This window comes from Vibrio sp. 10N.222.55.B11, from assembly GCF_041473705.1.
Classification (GTDB): domain Bacteria; phylum Pseudomonadota; class Gammaproteobacteria; order Enterobacterales; family Vibrionaceae; genus Vibrio; species Vibrio crassostreae_C.
Map to the genome: position 1 here is coordinate 33,959 of NZ_JBFRST010000010.1, position 18,824 is coordinate 52,782.

The window sequence follows — 18,824 nt, forward strand, 5'->3', positions numbered from 1 at the left end:
ACTCGACTAGCGTTCGTCTTTAGGGGTATCCATCACAACCATAGTCGTAATAGATTGCACCTGAGCACATTCCCCAAGCACATCGGCATGAAACTTCTTATAGCCCGGTAGATCTTTGGTTTCTACCCTTAGCAAGTACTCGTTGGCACCGGTAATGTTGTGGCACTCCACCACCTCTTTTTCCATACTGACATGCTGTTCAAACTCTAGTTGAGCCGCTTTGCTGTGGCTCGATAAACCAATCGAAACGTAAGCAATAAAGCCAACGCCCATCAGGCCATTATCCAGAACTGCACGGTAACCTTGAATGATCCCTTTACGCTCGAGATCTTGTACTCGCCTTAAGGTCGCTGAAGCCGACAAACCAATTCGTTCAGAAAGCTCAATATTGGAGATTCTGCCGTCCAATTTAAGCTCTTGCAATATCCTTTCGTCAAATCTATCCATAAGTACTTATTATTGTGCATTAAGTGATAATTGAGGAAATAAAAGCACATAATTGCCTCACTTTCCACCTACTATGTTTCTCAACACGTAAAAGTCATGACCGGTCAGTCACTTCGTTCATTTTACTGCTGGAGAACCATAATGCCTTTAGAACAACTTAGCGCACTTGCCTTGTTTGCGTTTGTCTCGACCTTCACACCAGGTCCAAATAACATCATGCTCATGACATCAGGAGCAAATGTTGGCTTTGCCCGTACTATTCCACACATGCTTGGCATTGCTCTAGGGTTTGCAGCCATGTTGCTGCTGGTTGGCTTCGGTTTAATGGGCATTTTCAACGCGTACCCAGTTACTCACCAAATACTGAAATACCTGAGCCTTGCTTACCTCGTGTACCTTGCAATCAAGATAGCATTGAGCGGCAAAGCGAAAAGTACTGAAGCTTTTAAACCAATGACCTTCCTCGGCGCTGCCAGTTTTCAGTGGGTGAACCCTAAAGGTTGGTCAATGGCGCTGACTGCGATTTCAGTTTATAGCAGCGGCAGTTCATGGTGGGAGCTTGCAATCATCGCAGGTATCTTCACGCTAGCCAACTTGCCTTCTGTGACCTTCTGGACGGCAGCAGGCAAGCAACTACAACACTGGTTAACAACACCAGTCCGCATTAAAAGCTTCAACTACGGTATGGCTGGCTTGCTTCTAGCATCGACCATTCCGATGCTCTAGTCGAATAACTTCTGTATTTTAACAGTTGGTACTCCTGTGCTAACCGTTATTCTCTTTATAAATAACCCACAAGTTCACTAAGCCAACGACCAAACATCGTCTGCCCGCTCGGCGTTAACGTCCACACAAACGCCGCAACATTCACTGCCACTGTCACCCAATATATGGCTCTGAACGGCTGCTTCTGCGTTTTATGACGCAGCTTATCTTGAGCAATCAACGCCCCTAGCCAGCCACCAGCAACAGAAAAAATATGCAGAGTTTTCTCTGGCACACGCCAATTGCCATTGATCGCTGCTCGCTTGTCCTTCGCGTACACAAAAAACGTCACGAAACCGATAACCAAATACCACACCAACAGCGCTTTAGAACTTTCCGCAAACAACACAGACACCGCCACCAGAACCAAATAAGTGATAACGATTTGAATAGATGAAGACAACATGACTCCTTTTGAGCAACAGCTCACATACTGTAGCAATTACGCCCTGTAGATTTTGATAAGGATGAGTAAGGCATATTGTAATTCGGTTAGCCTGCAAAGAATAAACAAGCCCTTTCATCCCTACATAACATGATGGAAGTTAAAGGAATTATAAATATGTACAACCAAAAGTACGCCATCTACCAAGTTTTTACGCGTTTATTTGGCAATAAAAACACCCAACATGTTCCATGGGGCACAATCGAGCAAAATGGCGTCGGTAAGTTCAGTGATTTTACCGACAAAGCGCAGTCTGAAATCCGCAAACTCGGTATGACTCATATTTGGTATACCGGAGTGCCACATCATGCGCTCATCAATGACTACAAGCACCTTGGTATTTCAGACGATCACCCTAGCGTGGTAAAAGGCCGTGCGGGATCACCATATGCCGTCAAAGACTACTATTCCGTAAACCCAGATCTCGCAGACAACCCTGAATGCCTACTAGAGGAGTTCGAGGCACTAATCAAAAGAAGTCACGACAATGGTTTAAAAGTGATTATCGATATCGTACCGAATCACGTTGCGCGTCATTATAAAGGCTTAAACAACCCAGAAGGTGTCAGTGACTTCGGCGCTCAAGATGACACAACGCTGGAATACCACAAAGACAATAACTTCTACTACATTCCCAACAGCACCTTTGAATTGCCAGACATAGAGCCCGCCTTTACGCCGCTAGGTGGTGAACAGCATCCCAACCTAAACTCCCCGTTTATAGAGACGCCCGCCAAATGGACAGGTAACGGCTCACGTTTAGCCAAGCCTAGTTTCGATGATTGGTATGAAACGGTGAAAATCAATTATGGCATGCGACCAGACGGTTCAAAAGACTTCCCTGAGATCCCCAAAGACTATGCCCAACGCGATTACCGAGAGCATCACCAATTCTGGGAATCGGTCGCTGTGCCTAGCTCTTGGGTTAAGTTCCGAGACATCGCCTTGTTCTGGTTAGACAAAGGCGTTGATGGATTCCGTTACGACATGGCTGAAATGGTGCCAGTTGAGTTTTGGAGCTACCTCAACTCATCAATAAAGATGAAAAACCACGATGCCTTTCTGATGGCAGAGGTGTATCAGCCGGACTTGTACCGTGAATACATTCACTTAGGCAAGATGGACTACCTCTATGACAAGGTAGATCTGTACGACGGCCTCAAAGCCATCATGCAAGGCAAGGCTTCAACGGCAATCATCCCTGAAATCCAACATCAAATGCACGACATTGAACATCATATGCTGCATTTTTTGGATAACCATGACGAGCAACGAATCGCCTCACCAGAGTTTGTAGGCAATCCACATATCGCAAAGCCTGCGATGCTAGTTAGCGCTCTATTGAGCAGCTCTCCAACCATGATCTACTTTGGGCAAGAAGTCGGAGAACCCGGTGCGGAGAATGCAGGCTTTGGACAGCCCTCACGAACTTCCATATTTGACTACATCGGAGTCCCACAACACCAAAAGTGGATGAACCACGGCGCATTCGATGGTGAGTTACTAAACAATAACGAAAAGCAACTGCGTCACTTCTATCAAAAGGTAATGAACTTTTCGCTAGAGCACTCGTCGATGACAGGTGATTACCAAGACTTACACCAGTGCTGTAACTTAAGTGATTCAGTCTACGCATTTCTGCGCTCTGACCACCAAGAGCTAACCATTGTTGCAGCTAATTTCAGCCAACATACCACTGAAAATATTCACTTAAAGATTCCAAGTGATGTAATCCAAAAACTCAAATTAGTTGATGGTCGTTACATACTCAATGAATATATTGAAGGCATAGCGCAACAAGTGCTCGACATTGAGAACAGTGTTGGCAGTTTTAATATTGAATTGAAACCGCTGGCGTCTTTGGCTTGGGTGTTATCCTTAAATGGATGATATACCTATCAATATAAATTACCGAACAGCTCGCTTTTAGCTAATTGATAAATAACTTAATTTCCATATTAAATTAACACTCTCTCAATTCGATATATTACTCACAATAATAAGGATGAGCTCTCATCCTTATTAACTACGCCTAGCCTCTACGCCTTACATTATTGATATTATGCAAATGAGTCATTGATCCAATTAATTTAACAATAACCAAATACAAAGCGTGCTATTGACACTAGGTTTCCTATATTTACGAATTTAAAATAACTTTATACATTGCCATCACAAATAGTTGACCTTGGTTAAAGCTAGGATATTCATCTTCATAAAAAGTGAAATATGGATATTAAAACGTGAACAACATAAATATTAATAAAATTATCTCTCTACGAAATACCTTCAACAATACCAAAAAGAAGAGCTTCAAACGCTCTACATTGGCCAAAGCAATGTTACCGCTCTTCACCGCTACTTTGATCGCGGGTTGTGGTAGTGATAATGATAGCGACAACGGTACAGCCCCTGGCAACAGTGGTTTATACCCTGCAGCTGAAAACGAAGTCGTTATTTACTACAAACGCGATGTTGCCGCTGCCAGCTCATCTGGCTCTACTTACGACGGTTGGGGACTTCACCTGTGGAATGGCGAGGGCTGTACTAGCACAGACTTAGTCGGCATGGGGTTGAGTGAAACCGGAACCGATTGGAACAGCCCTTACGAATACGATGGTATCAGCGATACTTACGGTGCCTATTATGTGTTGAAAGTTGACCCAGATGCCTCTGACCCACACAAATGCATGAACTTCATCTTGCACAATGGTGATGAGAAAGCATTTGGCAGTGCGAACTCAAAAGTCGAGTTAACTAAGCTTGGCGATTCACAAGGCGTATTTGGTTTCCATGGCAGCAGCGAGTTGTACTACGACCCAATTTCAGAGCGCCCAGTCAATATTGATGGTCAAAAAGCACACTGGCTAGATGCAACCACAATTGGTTGGGAAGCGGCTAGCAATGCAGACTCTGTGAAGCTTTTCTATGCACTAGACAACAGCATCACAATGAACGATGACAAAGAGATTGTCGGTGGAACTGCAATTGAACTAAGCAAAGACGGAGAACTATCTTCTGAATTGAAAGAGCGTTTCCGACACCTTGCAAGCTTACCTGCCCTAGCTATCGATGTTGACGACAGCACACTTCGCACTATTTTAAAATCTCAGATAATTTTTGTTGCCTACAATGCCAATGGCGATGTTATCTCTTCAACTGAGGTTCAAAAACCTGGTGTGCTTGATGCGGTATTTGCTAGCGAAGATGCTGGTAATGCAATGGCTGAAGAACTAGGCGCAATTGTTGAAGGCAGTGCGGCGACCTTCAAGCTTTGGGCACCAACCGCGCAAGATGTAGAGCTAGTTCTTTACAGCGAAGACCTGAAAAGCTCACAAGTTTTTCCAATGACAGAAAGCACTGAGACGGGTATTTGGGCGACTGACGCGGTACCTAACGCTGTCAACAGTTACTATCGCTACCAAGTGAAGGTTTACCACCCAACCACAGGCAACATTGAGACTCGCCTAGTGACAGACCCATATTCTCTCAGCTTATCGAAGAATTCGGCATACTCTCAAGTGATTGACCTAAATGATTCAACCTTGAAACCAGCGAACTGGGACAACTACCAACGACCAACCGTAGAAAAAGACGAAGACCACGTACTTTACGAATCACACCTACGTGACTTTAGCTTCAGCGATAAGCTCGGCACAGCTAGCCTAAATGGCAAGTACCTCGCTCTTACAGAAGCCGATCGTGAGTCGGTCAAACACCTACAAGCTCTCCAAGAAGCAGGTTTAACTACGCTGCATATCTTACCAGCATTTGATATCGCTACCGTCGATGAAGATGCCGCGAGCCGTGTTGATATCACCGACACCGTAGGAAAACTGTGTGATGTAAAACCGACAGCTACCTTATGTGGAAGCGAAGACGAAAACAAAGTCATCGAAGACGTACTCGATGGTTATGACCCTTCAACGGGTGACGCACAAGCATTAATGAATGACCTTCGTATGCTTGATAGCTTCAACTGGGGCTACGACCCATTCCATTACACAGTGCCTGAGGGAAGTTACGCGACCGATCCTAATGGTTCTCAGCGTATTCTCGAATTCCGTCAGATGGTCAAAGCTACGCACGACATGGATCTTAAGCTGATCATGGACGTGGTATACAACCACACCAATGCGTCTGGTGTGAACGATAAGTCGGTACTGGATAAGATTGTCCCTGGGTACTACCACCGTCTTAACGTCAACACTGGTGGCGTAGAAAACTCGACTTGTTGTGACAACACTGCGACCGAAAACCTGATGATGGGTAAATTGATGGTCGACTCACTTAAGGTGTGGGCTGACGACTACAAAGTGGATGGTTTCCGTTTTGACTTGATGGGCCACCAGCCAAAAGATGTAATGGTCGAAGCATTGGAAGAAGTGCGCAAAATCGACCCGAATACTCTGTTCTACGGGGAAGGCTGGGACTTTGGTGAAGTCGCCAACAACGCCCGCTTCGATCAAGCAAACCAAATCAATATGGCAGGTACAGAAATCGGTACCTTCTCAGACCGTTTGCGTGACGCCGTTCGTGGTGGTAGCCCATTCGATGGTGGTGTCGACTCAGAAGGGAACCACCCACTTCGCTTTAACCAAGGCTTTGGTAACGCAGCGATTGCCAACGAAGAAACCAAAGTTGATCAAGATTCGATCAATGGTCGTTTACATAACCAAGACCTTGTTCGTTTAGGTATGGCAGGTAACCTCGCAGAATACGTACTGATTGATTACAAAGGCGATACCAAACTGGGTAAAAACGTTGATTACAACGGCGCGCCAGCTGGTTACACCAAGATGCCTTCCGAGAACATCTCTTACGTTTCCAAACACGATAACCAAACACTTTGGGATAACAACGCTTACAAGATCGCCACTGGTACTAGCTCTGCAGAGCGTGCGCGTATGCAGTCTGTATCGCTTTCTACCGTGATGCTAGGCCAAGGCATACCATTCATCCATATGGGTTCTGAACTGCTACGATCTAAGTCTATGCAGCGCGATTCTTACGATTCTGGTGACTGGTACAACCGCGTCATGTTTGATGGGACGGACAACAACTGGAATGTTGGCTTACCTCGTGAAGATAAAGATGGTGCAAACTGGGATCTGATTAAAACAATCATTGCTGACAGCGCGGCTAAACCAGACTCAGACGACATTGAGCTGACTAAGCAGCAATTCCTAGAGCTATTAAAGATCCGTAGCTCAAGCGAACTGTTCCGCTTAGATACAGCTGACGAAGTTATGAAGCGTGTCGACTTCCGTAACGTTGGCGAAGATCAAGTCGAAGGCCTGATTGTCATGTCGATCGATGATGGCGTGTCTGCGGGCGACGATCTTGACCCTGCAAATGATGCGATTGTGGCAGTTGTAAACTCAACTAATAAATCTCAATCATTCAAAATCACAGGAGCAACCGGCTTTACACTTCATGACGTTCAACAAAACTCGGCTGACGACACAGTGAAAGGCGCAAGCTTTGCCGCTGAAACCTTCACAGTCCCTGCGCTAACTACCGCTGTATTTGTACAAGCTCAAGGTGATGCACAAGGTGCTGGTTTGCCGGTTGATAACTCAGACAAGGATGTATCTAGCATTCCTCCGTACGGTCAAACAACCGTGTACGTGCGTGGTGATATGAATGGTTGGAACCCTGTTGATGATTGGGCGATGAGCTTTGTTGCTAATGGGGTTTATTCTGTAACAGGCAATTTGGAAGCAGGTAACTATGGCTTCAAGTTTGCAGATGCTGATTGGAAAACACCTAACTTTGGTTGCGATTCTGTAGAGCTTGCAAGCGGGTCAATCGATATTGGCACAGGTGGCAATTGCCAATTGAGCGTAACGGAAGCGGGCAGCTACACATTCACTCTGAATGCGATTCATGAATTAGATGACAATGTGGAGAAAGCTGTAGTTTCTGTGACTAAACAATAGATTCAACAACAAACAATTAAAAACATACTCGTTTGTTAGGGGAGACATGATCTCCCCTTTTTAACGACTGTTGATCCCAATACATTGAAGTAAATGACAAACAACAGTACCTCCCTTCTTTTTGAGTAGCAGCTCACATACCACAACAACTACGCCCCGAATTTCTTAACTAAGGAGGATAAAGCAGCATTCTGATTGAGCTAGCCTCCTACCCAAACATAAAGGTCTACACCTCTACTTCACGAGATGGAATATAAGTATGTACAACAAGAAACATTCAATCTATCAAGTTTTTACACGTTTGTTCGGTAATCAGAAAACACAAAACACACCGTGGGGAACCATTGAACAAAATGGTACTGGCAAGTTTAGTGACTTCACTGACAAAGCCCTTTCAGAAATTAAAGAACTCGGCATCACACATATTTGGTACACCGGAGTGCCGCATCATGCAGTGATCAACGACTACAAAGACATTGGCATCTCAGACGATCACCCAAGCGTTGTAAAAGGGCGAGCAGGCTCTCCTTATGCCGTCAAAGATTACTACTCCGTAAACCCAGATCTTGCAGACAACCCAGCGCAGCGCTTAGAAGAATTCGAAACATTGATAAAAAGAAGTCATGACAATGGCTTAAAAGTCATCATAGATATTGTCCCTAACCACATCGCTCGTAATTACAAAGGATTAAATAATCCAGAGGGAATAAGTGACTTTGGTGAGCAGGACGACACAACTATTGAATACCACCGAAACAACAACTTCTATTACATTCCTGGTAGCTCATTTGAACTCCCCGAGTTCGAGTCCGCTTTTATCCCACTAGGAGGAGAACAACACCAGAATTTAGCCTCATCATTCCTTGAATCGCCAGCAAAATGGACAGGGAATGGGTCTCGCTTAAGCAAACCAAACTTCGATGATTGGTATGAAACGGTAAAGATAAACTATGGTGTGCGCCCAGACGGCTCAAAAGACTTCCCTGAACTACCAAATGACTATGCTACACGTGACCACCTAGCTCACTACCATTTCTGGCAGCAAGTTGACGTACCAGATTCATGGGTTAAGTTTCGAGACATTGCCTTGTATTGGTTAGACAAAGGCGTTGATGGATTTCGCTACGATATGGCAGAAATGGTGCCTGTCGAATTCTGGAGCTATCTAAACTCATCAATAAAAGTAAAGAATCAAGACGCATTTTTGATGGCCGAAGTATATCAACCGGACCTTTATCGCGATTATATTCGCTTAGGTAAAATGGACTATCTATATGACAAAGTCGATCTCTATGACGGTCTAAAGGCAATCATGCAAGGTAAGGCTTCAACTGCAATCATCCCTGAGATTCAACATCAAATGATGGACATTGAACACCACATGATGCACTTTTTAGACAACCACGATGAACAGCGTGTAGCATCTCCAGAGTTTGTCGGTAACCCACACATCGCTAAGCCAGCCATGTTGGTTAGTACGCTATTAAGTAGTTCTCCAACCATGATTTACTTCGGGCAAGAAGTCGGCGAACCAGGTGCGGAAAATGCAGGTTTTGGACAACCCTCTCGCACATCTATATTCGATTACATCGGTGTTCCTCAACATCAAAAATGGATGAACGGAGGAAAGTTCGATGGTGGGCAACTCAACAATGATGAAAAGCAACTCCGACTCTTCTACCAGCGAGTAATGACGTTTGCACTGAACCATTCATCTATGACTGGAGAGTACCAAGATTTACACAAATCCAATCAGCTAAGTGATTCTGTTTATGCTTTCTTGCGCTTTAATAACGAAGAGCTTGTTATCGCAGCTGCTAACTTTAGCCAAAGCATAACGGATAATATCGAGTTGAAGATTACTGCAGAAGTGATTCAAGAGCTGGGAATCGCAGACGGAAGCTATGTGCTCAAAGAACATATTGAAGGCGCCCAACAACAGACACTATATGTGGAAAGTGGCGTCGGTTACTTCAGTGCTGAATTAAATCCCCTAGCTGCTTTCGCTTGGGTGTTAGCTATCTAATATACTGACTCTCGGAGTCATTAATTATTGCAGCTTCGAAATAAGGATAAACGGTACTTAACGTAAATATCAAACATGTTAAGTACCTAAATGCCATGAGCAGTGGAGATGTTGAACCATCGAAATTGCACAAAATCCTATTAGTTTTTATAGCCTAATCAAAATTAGCCTTTTGTAGAATTTCAATGAAGGTTTTAATCTTCAGATCGTCCGCTCCCTGCTTCGCGTAAAGACCAACATTCCCTCGCTTAGAATCATCAATCAATAAAGTTTCAAATCCTCTTTTTCTCATCCAATCACACATTTTATGACTGTATGGCATCACTGCATCTGACATTCTTAACATATCTAAGCTCGCAAAAAGAGAATCAACATCATAAACATCTCTTCCTACTACCTCAGAATCTCGCCCACCAGATTGTGAATTTACGTGATCAGAAAGTACGGAGTTATGTCTCGAGTGATCGGGAGTCACTTGGAGTATTGGATAATCCAACATATCACGCCTTAACAAGCTGAAATCTAGATATTTCTTTGTTAACAATGGATGACCATTTCGAACAAACACGGCTTCTTTGTCTTGAAATAGTGGGTAGAAAGTCACTTTACATCGCTCATGCAACCCATAAATTTCATGGCCAACAAACAGATCTATATCCCCTTGAACAAGGTGATGCATCAAAGATAAATTATTTCCGAACTCTAAATGTAGCGAACCCATTTGTTCTTGTTGTTTGTACTCTTCAACAGCCTTACAGACAAATTGTTCCCACCAAGCTTCGCCTGTGCCGAGCTTCAATTTACCTAATTGGCGCTGCTGCATATCGGTAAAACGGTGCATTAGCGACAGATGCTTTTCTTGCTGCTCTTGCGCAAACTCCCGAAACAGCACCCCATACTCGGTAAGTTCAACGCCTTTTGACTTCCGAATAAAAATAGCAACACCAATATCACTCTCTAATTTCTTAATTGCAGCAGTCAAGGAAGGCTGGCTTATATTCAGTTTTTCTGCAGCACCTTTAATGCTACCGGTATGCGCAACCATCAGAAAATATCGATATAGCTTATTCATAAGATTCTCTTAGTTTGCATTCGATCACAAAATGCGAGGTTAGAAATTCGACAAATTACCCCACTGATGTTTGCACACAGCGGATAGGCAACATGATATAGGATTTTTCTATATAGGGCATTAGTAATGCTATTTCCCACTCAAAGGTGAAATCACTATAGTAAAGGCAATTAACTAATTAAGTGGAAATTGAGATGGAACAGAAATGGTGGCATGACGCGGTAGTCTACCAAATTTACCCGCGTAGTTTTTTAGACTCAAATAATGATGGTATCGGCGACCTAAATGGGATTATCAGTAAGCTCGATTACCTCAAGGAACTTGGCATCAATGTCATTTGGTTATCGCCTGTTTACCAATCTCCAATGGATGATAATGGTTACGACATCTCTGACTACCAAGCGATTGCTAAAGAATTTGGCAGCATGGAAGACATGCAACGCCTTATGGACGAAGCAAAAAAACGTGACATCAAGATTGTCATGGACTTAGTGGTAAACCACACGTCAGACGAACACCGTTGGTTCGAACAAGCTCGCTCTTCAAAAGATAACCCATATAGAGATTATTATATCTGGCGTGATGCAAAACCGGATGGGAGCGCACCAGACGACCAAGAGTCTATCTTCGGCGGTAGCGCTTGGCATTGGGATGAGCTAACACAACAATATTTCTTCCACCTATTTTCAAAACGTCAACCAGATTTAAATTGGGAAAACCCGAAGGTACAAGAAGAAGTTCATAATATGATGAACTGGTGGATTGACCTTGGCATCGGCGGCTTTCGATTAGATGTGATCGACCTTATCGGTAAAGAGATCGATAAAGGAATTACGGGCAACGGGCCAAGACTACACAAGCTATTGCAACAAATGAATCAGGCTACCTTTGGCAATAAAGATTTGTTAACAGTTGGAGAGACTTGGGGCGCAACACCAGAGATTGCTAAGCTATACAGCGGACAAGATAGAAATGAACTATCGATGGTATTCCAATTTGAACACATCACACTGACATGGGAAAACGGTGACAAATGGAATCCTATTCCGCTCGACCTTAGAGAATTCAAGAATGTTCTGACGAAATGGCAGCTAGAATTGGCAGATGGTGGCTGGAACTCTCTATTCTGGAATAACCACGACTTACCGCGCTTGGTGTCAAAATACGGTGATGACAAAAACTTCCGGATCGAGTCAGCAAAAATGCTCGCGACTTGTCTACACTTCTTGAAAGGCACACCCTATATCTACCAAGGTGAAGAAATTGGCATGACGAACGTTGCCTTCGACAGCTTGGATCAGTACAAGGATATTGAGACTCATAACTTCTACAAAGTAAAAACAGAGTCTGGTGTCACCCATGAACACATGATGGATGCCATTCACGAGAACAGCCGTGACAATGCCAGAACACCAATGCACTGGAACAATCAAGCTAACGCAGGGTTCTCTAACGGAACGCCGTGGATTGAGCTCAATCCAAACTACCCGGATATAAACGTCGAAAGTGCATTAGCCGATTCAGGTTCAATATTTTACCACTACAAGAAATTAATTGAGTTACGCAAAGCTCATCCAGCAATTGTCTACGGATCTTTCATTCCTGTTTTTGAAGAACACGATAAGGTTTTTGCCTACGTTCGTGAATTGGATGGTGAACAGCTTTTTATCGTATGTAACTTCTCAGGAGAGTCGTTAACTCTTGAAGTTCCTGAACAATATCGCACCCAAACGCCGACTTGCCTAATCAACAACTATGGTGAAGTTTCAAGTGTAGATACGCTATTACACTTAGCACCTTATGAATCTTTTGCTTTAAAACTATAGCCTTCTAAGCCCAACCCCCGCACAAAGGCAAGGTAATTCCTTGCCTTTTTTATTGTTCCTAATCAGTGGTTTTAACTCACACAGCATAAACCGACATACGCAACTCCCTCCTTAGCTAGCTATAGCTAAATGACCAGCAATTTGTTTGAGCCCACCCTCACATTTCTTTTCATGTTCAACATCACAAAAGCTTTCCATCTTCCTCTAAAACTCTAGCCTCACCTTAATGATATAGATTTTTACTATATCTTCTGTTTGTTTACCTATTTCTCAAGGCACAAGGAAACCGATAAAATCACTCCAAGATAATAAGAACTGATAGAAGTGATTATCGTTATGGATAACCTTCTGAATATGGAATGAAACTATGAAACCTCTATTGAAAACACTGTCTATTTGTACCCTTGCTGCTCTTTTTAATGCACCAGCTTTTGCTATGGAAGAAGGTGAAATTACTATCTGGATCAACGGCGATAAAAGTTATGCCGGTCTCGCTGAAATTGGTAAGCAATTTGAAGAAGATACGGGCGTTAAAATCAATGTTCAGTATCCAGATTCACTGGAAGCAAAATTCCAACAACACGCTGCGACAGGCGGCGGGCCAGATATCATCTTCTGGGCACATGACCGTTTTGGTGGTTACGCTGAATCAGGTTTACTTCACGAACTAAACCCAAGCAAAGAATTCAAAGAAAAGCTTGTCGACTTCAGCTGGGATGCGGTAACGGTGAACGGCAAAATTGTAGGGTACCCTCTAGCAATCGAAGCACCTTCTCTAATCTACAATAAAGATCTACTTCCAAACCCACCAAAAACATGGGAAGAACTTGCTGCTATTCAAAAAGAGATGGCTAAACAAGATAAAAAAGCCATTATGTGGGATGTGAAAAATGCTTACTTCACATGGCCAATGATCTCTGCCGGTGGTGCATTCGCTTTTGAGAAAACAGAAACAGGCTATAACGCAAAAAGCACTGGTGTTAACAACGAAGCAGGCGTTCACGGTCTTCAATTCTTAGTTGATATGGTAAACCAAGGGGTTGTTAACCCGAACATGGATTACTCAGTAGCTGAAGCTGAGTTCACCAATGGTAACGTTGCGATGACCATTAATGGCCCTTGGTCTTGGGGCAACCTAGATAAACTTGGCGTTAATTATGGTGTTGCAGAATTGCCGACATTAAATGGTGGTAAGGGTAACCCGTTTGTTGGAATCCTAAGTGCGGGCATCAATGCTGCAAGTCCGAATACTGATCTTGCTGTCGAATTCTTAGAAAACTACTTATTCCAAGACGATGCTTTGAAAACCATGAATGATGATAAGCCTCTTGGCGCCGTGACACTAAAATCATTCCAAAAGATCCTTGAGAGTGATGAACGCATCAAGTCAACTATGACGAACGCTGAAAACGGCGAAATCATGCCTAACATCCCTCAAATGACCGCTTACTGGTTCGCTGAGGGTGCTGCAATCGATAACGCAATGCAAGGTAAGCAAACGGTTAAAGAAGCACTAGACACAGCAGCTAAGCAAATCACCAAATAACCTTTCTTCTTATTAATATCCTATTGTCCTTTGGCACAGCGCATGCTGTGCCTTTTTTGTTTTGGAAGGCACCTCGTTATGCAAATCCCTACTCTTTATCTCAAAGGTACATTTAATGGTTGGGGGTTAGACACCCCACTTATCAAGGAGCAAGATGGCTCGTATAGAGCAAGCATATGCTTATCAACCGATCTTTATCGCTTCAAGATCTCTGATTCCGATGGAACGAAGCAATGGACACTTTCTGGGCATGAAAGTGAAGCAACACTTTGCGAGTTCGAACAAGCAATCTCTCTTATCAATACACAAGGAATTGGCAATGACCTACTACTCTCTCCCACTGAGGCAGGTCAGTACTCCTTGAAGGTTAGATTCTCCTCGTCGACTCCAACCCTCACCATAAGTAAAGGTGAATACAACACTCAATCAACACCTCAACGAAAGCGCCTTGATACTAAGCTCATTGGGATTGAGGGCGTATTTCCTGACTGGAAGCACCCTGAGTTTGCAATACCACACGAGCAACTATTCCAAGTACTAGCCATCACAGAAAAACAGTCATTCCCGTTTGTATTCGGGGATAACGTCGATGGTTATTATCACGGTACTACCTATAACTATGTAAACAGTGGAAAATATCGCCACCACCAAGGTTGGATACTAGGCTCCTTCGCCAGCTATACCAACAGCAAGTTTAATAATAAGCTAGAAGCTCAATGTGCTCGCCTTATGCCTTATGGAATTGAGCATCATTACGACAATAGTCAGGAATCGCTAAGCCTTGTTCAAGGTTCGAGGCTTGTATCGCTCACGGTTTCGTCAAACAAACCAAGCATTTTAAGCCTAATTCCAGAGCTCAACATACCGACTGTTCACTCTACAGTTCATGCCTCAAGCTCAAATGTAGTCTTAGAGCTCAGCCCTCAAGTTTGCCCTGAAGGCAGCCCAAGATTTGTAGCAATTGCTAGCAACCATTCAATACATGCGAAAGAGGTCTCACTAGACAATCACCATGAACTACGCGATCTAGCTCAACTCTCAGAGGGTAATGTAAAACTGATGCTCTCAACGTCGAATAAACAAACAGACCTTATTGTCTATTTAGGCTTTGCTGACACTCTTGAATCCGCTAGTTTACTGGTAAATCAAGCTGTCAAAAATAACGAGCACGTTCTTCACCAGCAGCGAGTTTATGACTTCCTGACCAATAATTATTTGTGGACCAACGACCTAGAATACAACCGAGCGGTTATGTGGTCACGTCTTGCCAGTAGAGCCTTTGTTAGCCATGAATTTGGGACCGGCATTTGGGCTGGGCTACCTTGGTTCAAAGACTGCTGGGGCCGCGATACGTTTATCGCTTTATCAGGAACAAGCTTGGTTAATGGCTTATTTAGCGAAGCCAAAGAGATAATTGAAAACTTTGCATCAATGCAGATGCTCGACGAAAACTCCGTGAATTTTGGCCGAATCCCCAATCGCGTGACAAGTAAAACGAACATCATTTACAACACTACTGATGGCACACCGTGGATGATTCGAGAAGCTCTCGAATACATCAACTATTCTGGTGATGTCGCGTTCGCTAAGGCTATTTACCCAACCCTGAAGCGTTTCATCACAGGTGTCGAAAAACACTACTTAAGTGAAGATAGCTTGATGGCACATCGCCACCCTGATACATGGATGGATGCAAAAATTGATGGGATGACACCTTGGTCTCCTCGCGGACCTAAAGCCAATGACATCCAAGCTTTATGGTTTGAAAGCTTAAACTGTGCCATTCAACTCGCAACTTTAGTGGGCGACTCCGAAGCAGAAAAGAGCTGGAAAATCCAAGCAGGAAAAGTGAAGGAAAACTTCGCAACCAAATTTTGGGATAATGTACATAATCGATTAGCCGACCATTTATCTGAAGGTGACGTTCCAGATTATAGCGTGCGTCCAAACCAACTCATGACGATTTCAATTCCTCAGAAAGTTGAGCTTAATCAGAGTGAAAAAGAGCAATACATCGTCAAGAATGCTGTCGAAACGCTATTGTTCCCATGGGGGATCTGTTCGTTACAACAAGAGCACGTTGATTTTCACCCATATCATGACAATCAAGTCATGTACCACAAAGACGCGGCTTATCACAATGGTACGATCTGGGGGTGGAATGCAGGCTTTACCATCACTGCTCTCAACAAGTTTAAGAAGCAAGACCTCAGTTACCAACTATCTAAAAACTTGGCGAGACAAATCCTTAAACAAGGCTGTAGAGGAACAATGAGTGAGAATTTGGACGCCTACCAAGTCGATGACCGCAATCTTGTAGAATCAGGCACATTCGCTCAAGCTTGGTCTGTTTCCGAATATGCTCGTAACGCGCAACAGGACTATTTGGGGTACTGCCCACGCTTATTAGATAATGAGATACACCTAACACCCAACCTTCCAAGTTGTTGGCATAAATTAGTTGCTACGCTGCCTTTTGGGAAAGGAAATCAACTACGGTTAGCATTTGACTCTAAAAGTGGTATTTCTCACTACGAGATTCGGTCAAATTTAGAAGGTACAATGAGTTCCGACATAACATTAGTTCTTAAACTGGATATAGACCAAAAATCTGTGGCTGTTATCTCAACACCATTGACGGAGCAGTTGGAAATAATGATCGATAGTCTCCAAAGTCAGGTCACTGTAAGCAATAAACAGGCGCATATTGATATTCAACCTAAACAAAGTAATACCATCTTAAATGACTTAAAATTTGCTAAACCAGATTTTTCCAGGAAACACCGAAGCATGTTTAACAATGACTACTTGTTGAACAAACGGAATAAACAACAGCTATCAGTAGCAAAAGACTAATTTCATTGTTAGCAAGCCGATATAAAGAAAGCCTAATCCACTTATTACTCGAAAGAGAATGGAATTAGGCCTTCTTTTATTGTCCAAAAATAAAGTTGATGAAATCAGGGAATCGTAGAGACCAAGCCATTTCATTATGCTTGTGATCTTTACCTTCTTGATAAAACAGTGTCACGTTCCGTTTTTGAGCGAGTAACTTATTCATTTCCCGCGAACCACTTAGATATACATCCGCGAAATCCACTATTGTGCCTTCGCGAGCTTCATCCGTTCCCATATCCATATATATTTCTGTTGGATACCTAAAGTTCAACTCTTTCATATATTCGAAGTATGAGGTTTTATTGAACCAAAACGCTGGAGAGAATACCCCAAGTCCGCCAAAGGTATCCTGATATAGAGAACCTCCGTACAAACTGATTAATCCCCCCATGGAGCTACCAGCAAGATACGTAAACTCTCGGCTAGGCTTTGTTCTGTATGTTTGGTCTATATAAGGCTTCAATGTTCGACAGATGAAAGCCATGTAATCGTCACCTTCACCACCAAATTTAAGTAACTCATCACCCACGCCCATTTCTTTTATGTCTCGATGTGCTTTCCAAGGTGAATACTCGTTATAACGCCCCATCTTATTAAGCTCATCACTACTGTCGATTGCTACGACAATTAACCCAGATAATTTACCAAGTCTCTGCATCTCATCAAGGGCCGTTCGTGCATCCCAACACATCCCATATGTCGCTGTGGACTCTTCAAAGACATTCTGCCCATCGTGCATGTATAAGACCGGATAAGCTTGTTCTGATTGTCGGTAACCCGCAGGAAGATAAATACGAAGTGTGCGAGTTCGATTAAGTTGTGGGATTAGGAACTCATCAATAAGAATCAATTCAGATTGCATAACTACCTCTAAACCTGAAATATATGAATACATATAGAAAAAACGCCCCTTAAAGGAGCGTTCGATCTAAGCTACTGGCTACTCAACCTACTAAGCTATTGAGCTATTGAGCTATTTTGCGTTGACTGCTCGCACAAAGGCTTCTTGTGCACCTTCAACATTGAGAGCTTTTGCTTCATCCAACAAACTTAAAGCTTTAGGTACATCACCAGATTTAACCGCATTTTGTATAGCAGATAAATAGAAGTCTTTTGTCTCTTGTTGTACGCGAATCTGTGTATCAGCTTTGTTAGTTGTCGCTACCACAGGAGTGGCAACAGCAGCCACTGGAACTACAGCAGCTTTAGCACGGTAAGGGCGAAGCTTTAGAGTTTCAACTTCTAATACTAGACGACCAACTAGTTGATTGGTGTATACAGGGTCAGTGACCATAGGCATCACTTCACCAAACTCTTTCGCACGAACTTTCGCAGGGTGATCAACTCTAATCGCTTTTCCTAGCTCATCAGCTGGTGTGTAAATAATAATGTAAGGTGTTTTACTTGCATCAACACGTAAGCGCTCAATGTAACTAGTGCGTGTAAACGCATCGGATGCCTGAACCTTAAAGTCTTCAAACTTCAATGTTTGTACTGGCTTAAAGTTCTCATCAAGAAGCATAGCTTCTGGAGCGAAAACAGAATCATCGATCATCAAACTAGAGAGCTTAACTAACATCTCACCAGAGCGATCGCTGAACTTGAACGCTGCAAAGTGGCTATTACCGGTCGTAAATGTACCGACAGGTGAACCCAGGTCGATATCAAATTTTAAATCTTCATTGTCATTTAATCGTGCGTATGGGAACTGAGAAAAATCGCTGCAACATACTTCTGCGTTGGTAGGGGCATCTAATTTAGTTTGAACTTGAGCATCTGAAGCACAACCGCTTAGCAAGGCACCTAGTACCACGGCTAACATAGAGCTTTTATTTGTCATTTTAATCTCTCTCACTA

Annotated in this window: 12 protein-coding genes; 7 read left to right on the forward strand and 5 right to left on the reverse strand. The window is 43.3% G+C overall.

All coding sequences use genetic code 11. From position 1 onward, the window contains the following. Positions 1-6: 6 nt before the first annotated feature. Complete coding sequence (locus AB4503_RS05505; protein WP_009845852.1) at positions 7-447, reverse strand: Lrp/AsnC family transcriptional regulator; 441 nt, start codon at positions 445-447, stop codon at positions 7-9. A gap of 141 nt (positions 448-588) precedes the next feature. Here AB4503_RS05505 and AB4503_RS05510 point away from each other — a divergent pair, with 141 nt between their 5' ends. Then, entirely contained in the window at positions 589-1,173 is a 585-nt protein-coding gene (locus AB4503_RS05510) for a LysE family translocator (protein WP_017064223.1), read from the forward strand. Positions 1,174-1,228: 55 nt separating this feature from the next. Here AB4503_RS05510 and AB4503_RS05515 read toward each other — a convergent pair whose 3' ends face one another. After that, positions 1,229-1,618, reverse strand: a complete 390-nt coding sequence (locus tag AB4503_RS05515; protein ID WP_017064222.1) for a DUF1294 domain-containing protein — start codon at positions 1,616-1,618, stop codon at positions 1,229-1,231. 156 nt (positions 1,619-1,774) lie between these two features. Between AB4503_RS05515 and AB4503_RS05520 the strand changes: the two genes are divergently transcribed. The 3 genes from AB4503_RS05520 to AB4503_RS05530 all read left to right on the forward strand — a co-directional run bounded on the left by AB4503_RS05520 (position 1,775) and on the right by AB4503_RS05530 (position 9,625). After that, positions 1,775-3,547, forward strand: coding sequence for an alpha-amylase family glycosyl hydrolase (locus tag AB4503_RS05520; RefSeq protein WP_372113901.1), 1,773 nt, complete (start codon positions 1,775-1,777; stop codon positions 3,545-3,547). Between the two features lie 353 nt (positions 3,548-3,900). After that, on the forward strand, positions 3,901-7,599 hold the full coding sequence (pulA, locus tag AB4503_RS05525) for a pullulanase-type alpha-1,6-glucosidase (RefSeq protein WP_372113903.1): 3,699 nt from the start codon (positions 3,901-3,903) through the stop codon (positions 7,597-7,599). Between the two features lie 259 nt (positions 7,600-7,858). Next, a complete protein-coding gene (locus AB4503_RS05530; RefSeq protein ID WP_372113905.1) occupies positions 7,859-9,625 on the forward strand; it encodes an alpha-amylase family protein in 1,767 nt (588 codons plus the stop codon). Between the two features lie 154 nt (positions 9,626-9,779). Here AB4503_RS05530 and AB4503_RS05535 read toward each other — a convergent pair whose 3' ends face one another. Then, positions 9,780-10,697: a LysR family transcriptional regulator gene (locus AB4503_RS05535; protein WP_372113907.1), complete on the reverse strand. Its 918-nt coding sequence runs from the start codon at positions 10,695-10,697 to the stop codon at positions 9,780-9,782. Positions 10,698-10,891: 194 nt separating this feature from the next. Between AB4503_RS05535 and AB4503_RS05540 the strand changes: the two genes are divergently transcribed. From AB4503_RS05540 to AB4503_RS05550, 3 genes are all read left to right on the forward strand, one after another. Then, a complete protein-coding gene (locus tag AB4503_RS05540; protein WP_372113909.1) occupies positions 10,892-12,523 on the forward strand; it encodes an alpha-glucosidase in 1,632 nt (543 codons plus the stop codon). Positions 12,524-12,890: 367 nt separating this feature from the next. Next, entirely contained in the window at positions 12,891-14,069 is a 1,179-nt protein-coding gene (malE, locus tag AB4503_RS05545; RefSeq protein ID WP_048610530.1) for a maltose/maltodextrin ABC transporter substrate-binding protein MalE, read from the forward strand. Between the two features lie 30 nt (positions 14,070-14,099). Further along, positions 14,100-16,925, forward strand: a complete 2,826-nt coding sequence (locus tag AB4503_RS05550) for an amylo-alpha-1,6-glucosidase (protein ID WP_372113911.1) — start codon at positions 14,100-14,102, stop codon at positions 16,923-16,925. A 76-nt stretch (positions 16,926-17,001) separates the two neighbouring features. Here AB4503_RS05550 and AB4503_RS05555 read toward each other — a convergent pair whose 3' ends face one another. Both AB4503_RS05555 and AB4503_RS05560 read right to left on the reverse strand, forming a co-directional pair. Beyond that, positions 17,002-17,829 carry an alpha/beta hydrolase gene (locus AB4503_RS05555; protein ID WP_372113913.1) on the reverse strand — a complete coding sequence of 276 codons (828 nt, stop codon included), beginning with the start codon at positions 17,827-17,829 and terminating at the stop codon, positions 17,002-17,004. Between the two features lie 111 nt (positions 17,830-17,940). Next, complete coding sequence (locus tag AB4503_RS05560) at positions 17,941-18,807, reverse strand: MalM family protein (protein ID WP_372113915.1); 867 nt, start codon at positions 18,805-18,807, stop codon at positions 17,941-17,943. Positions 18,808-18,824: the final 17 nt, after the last annotated feature.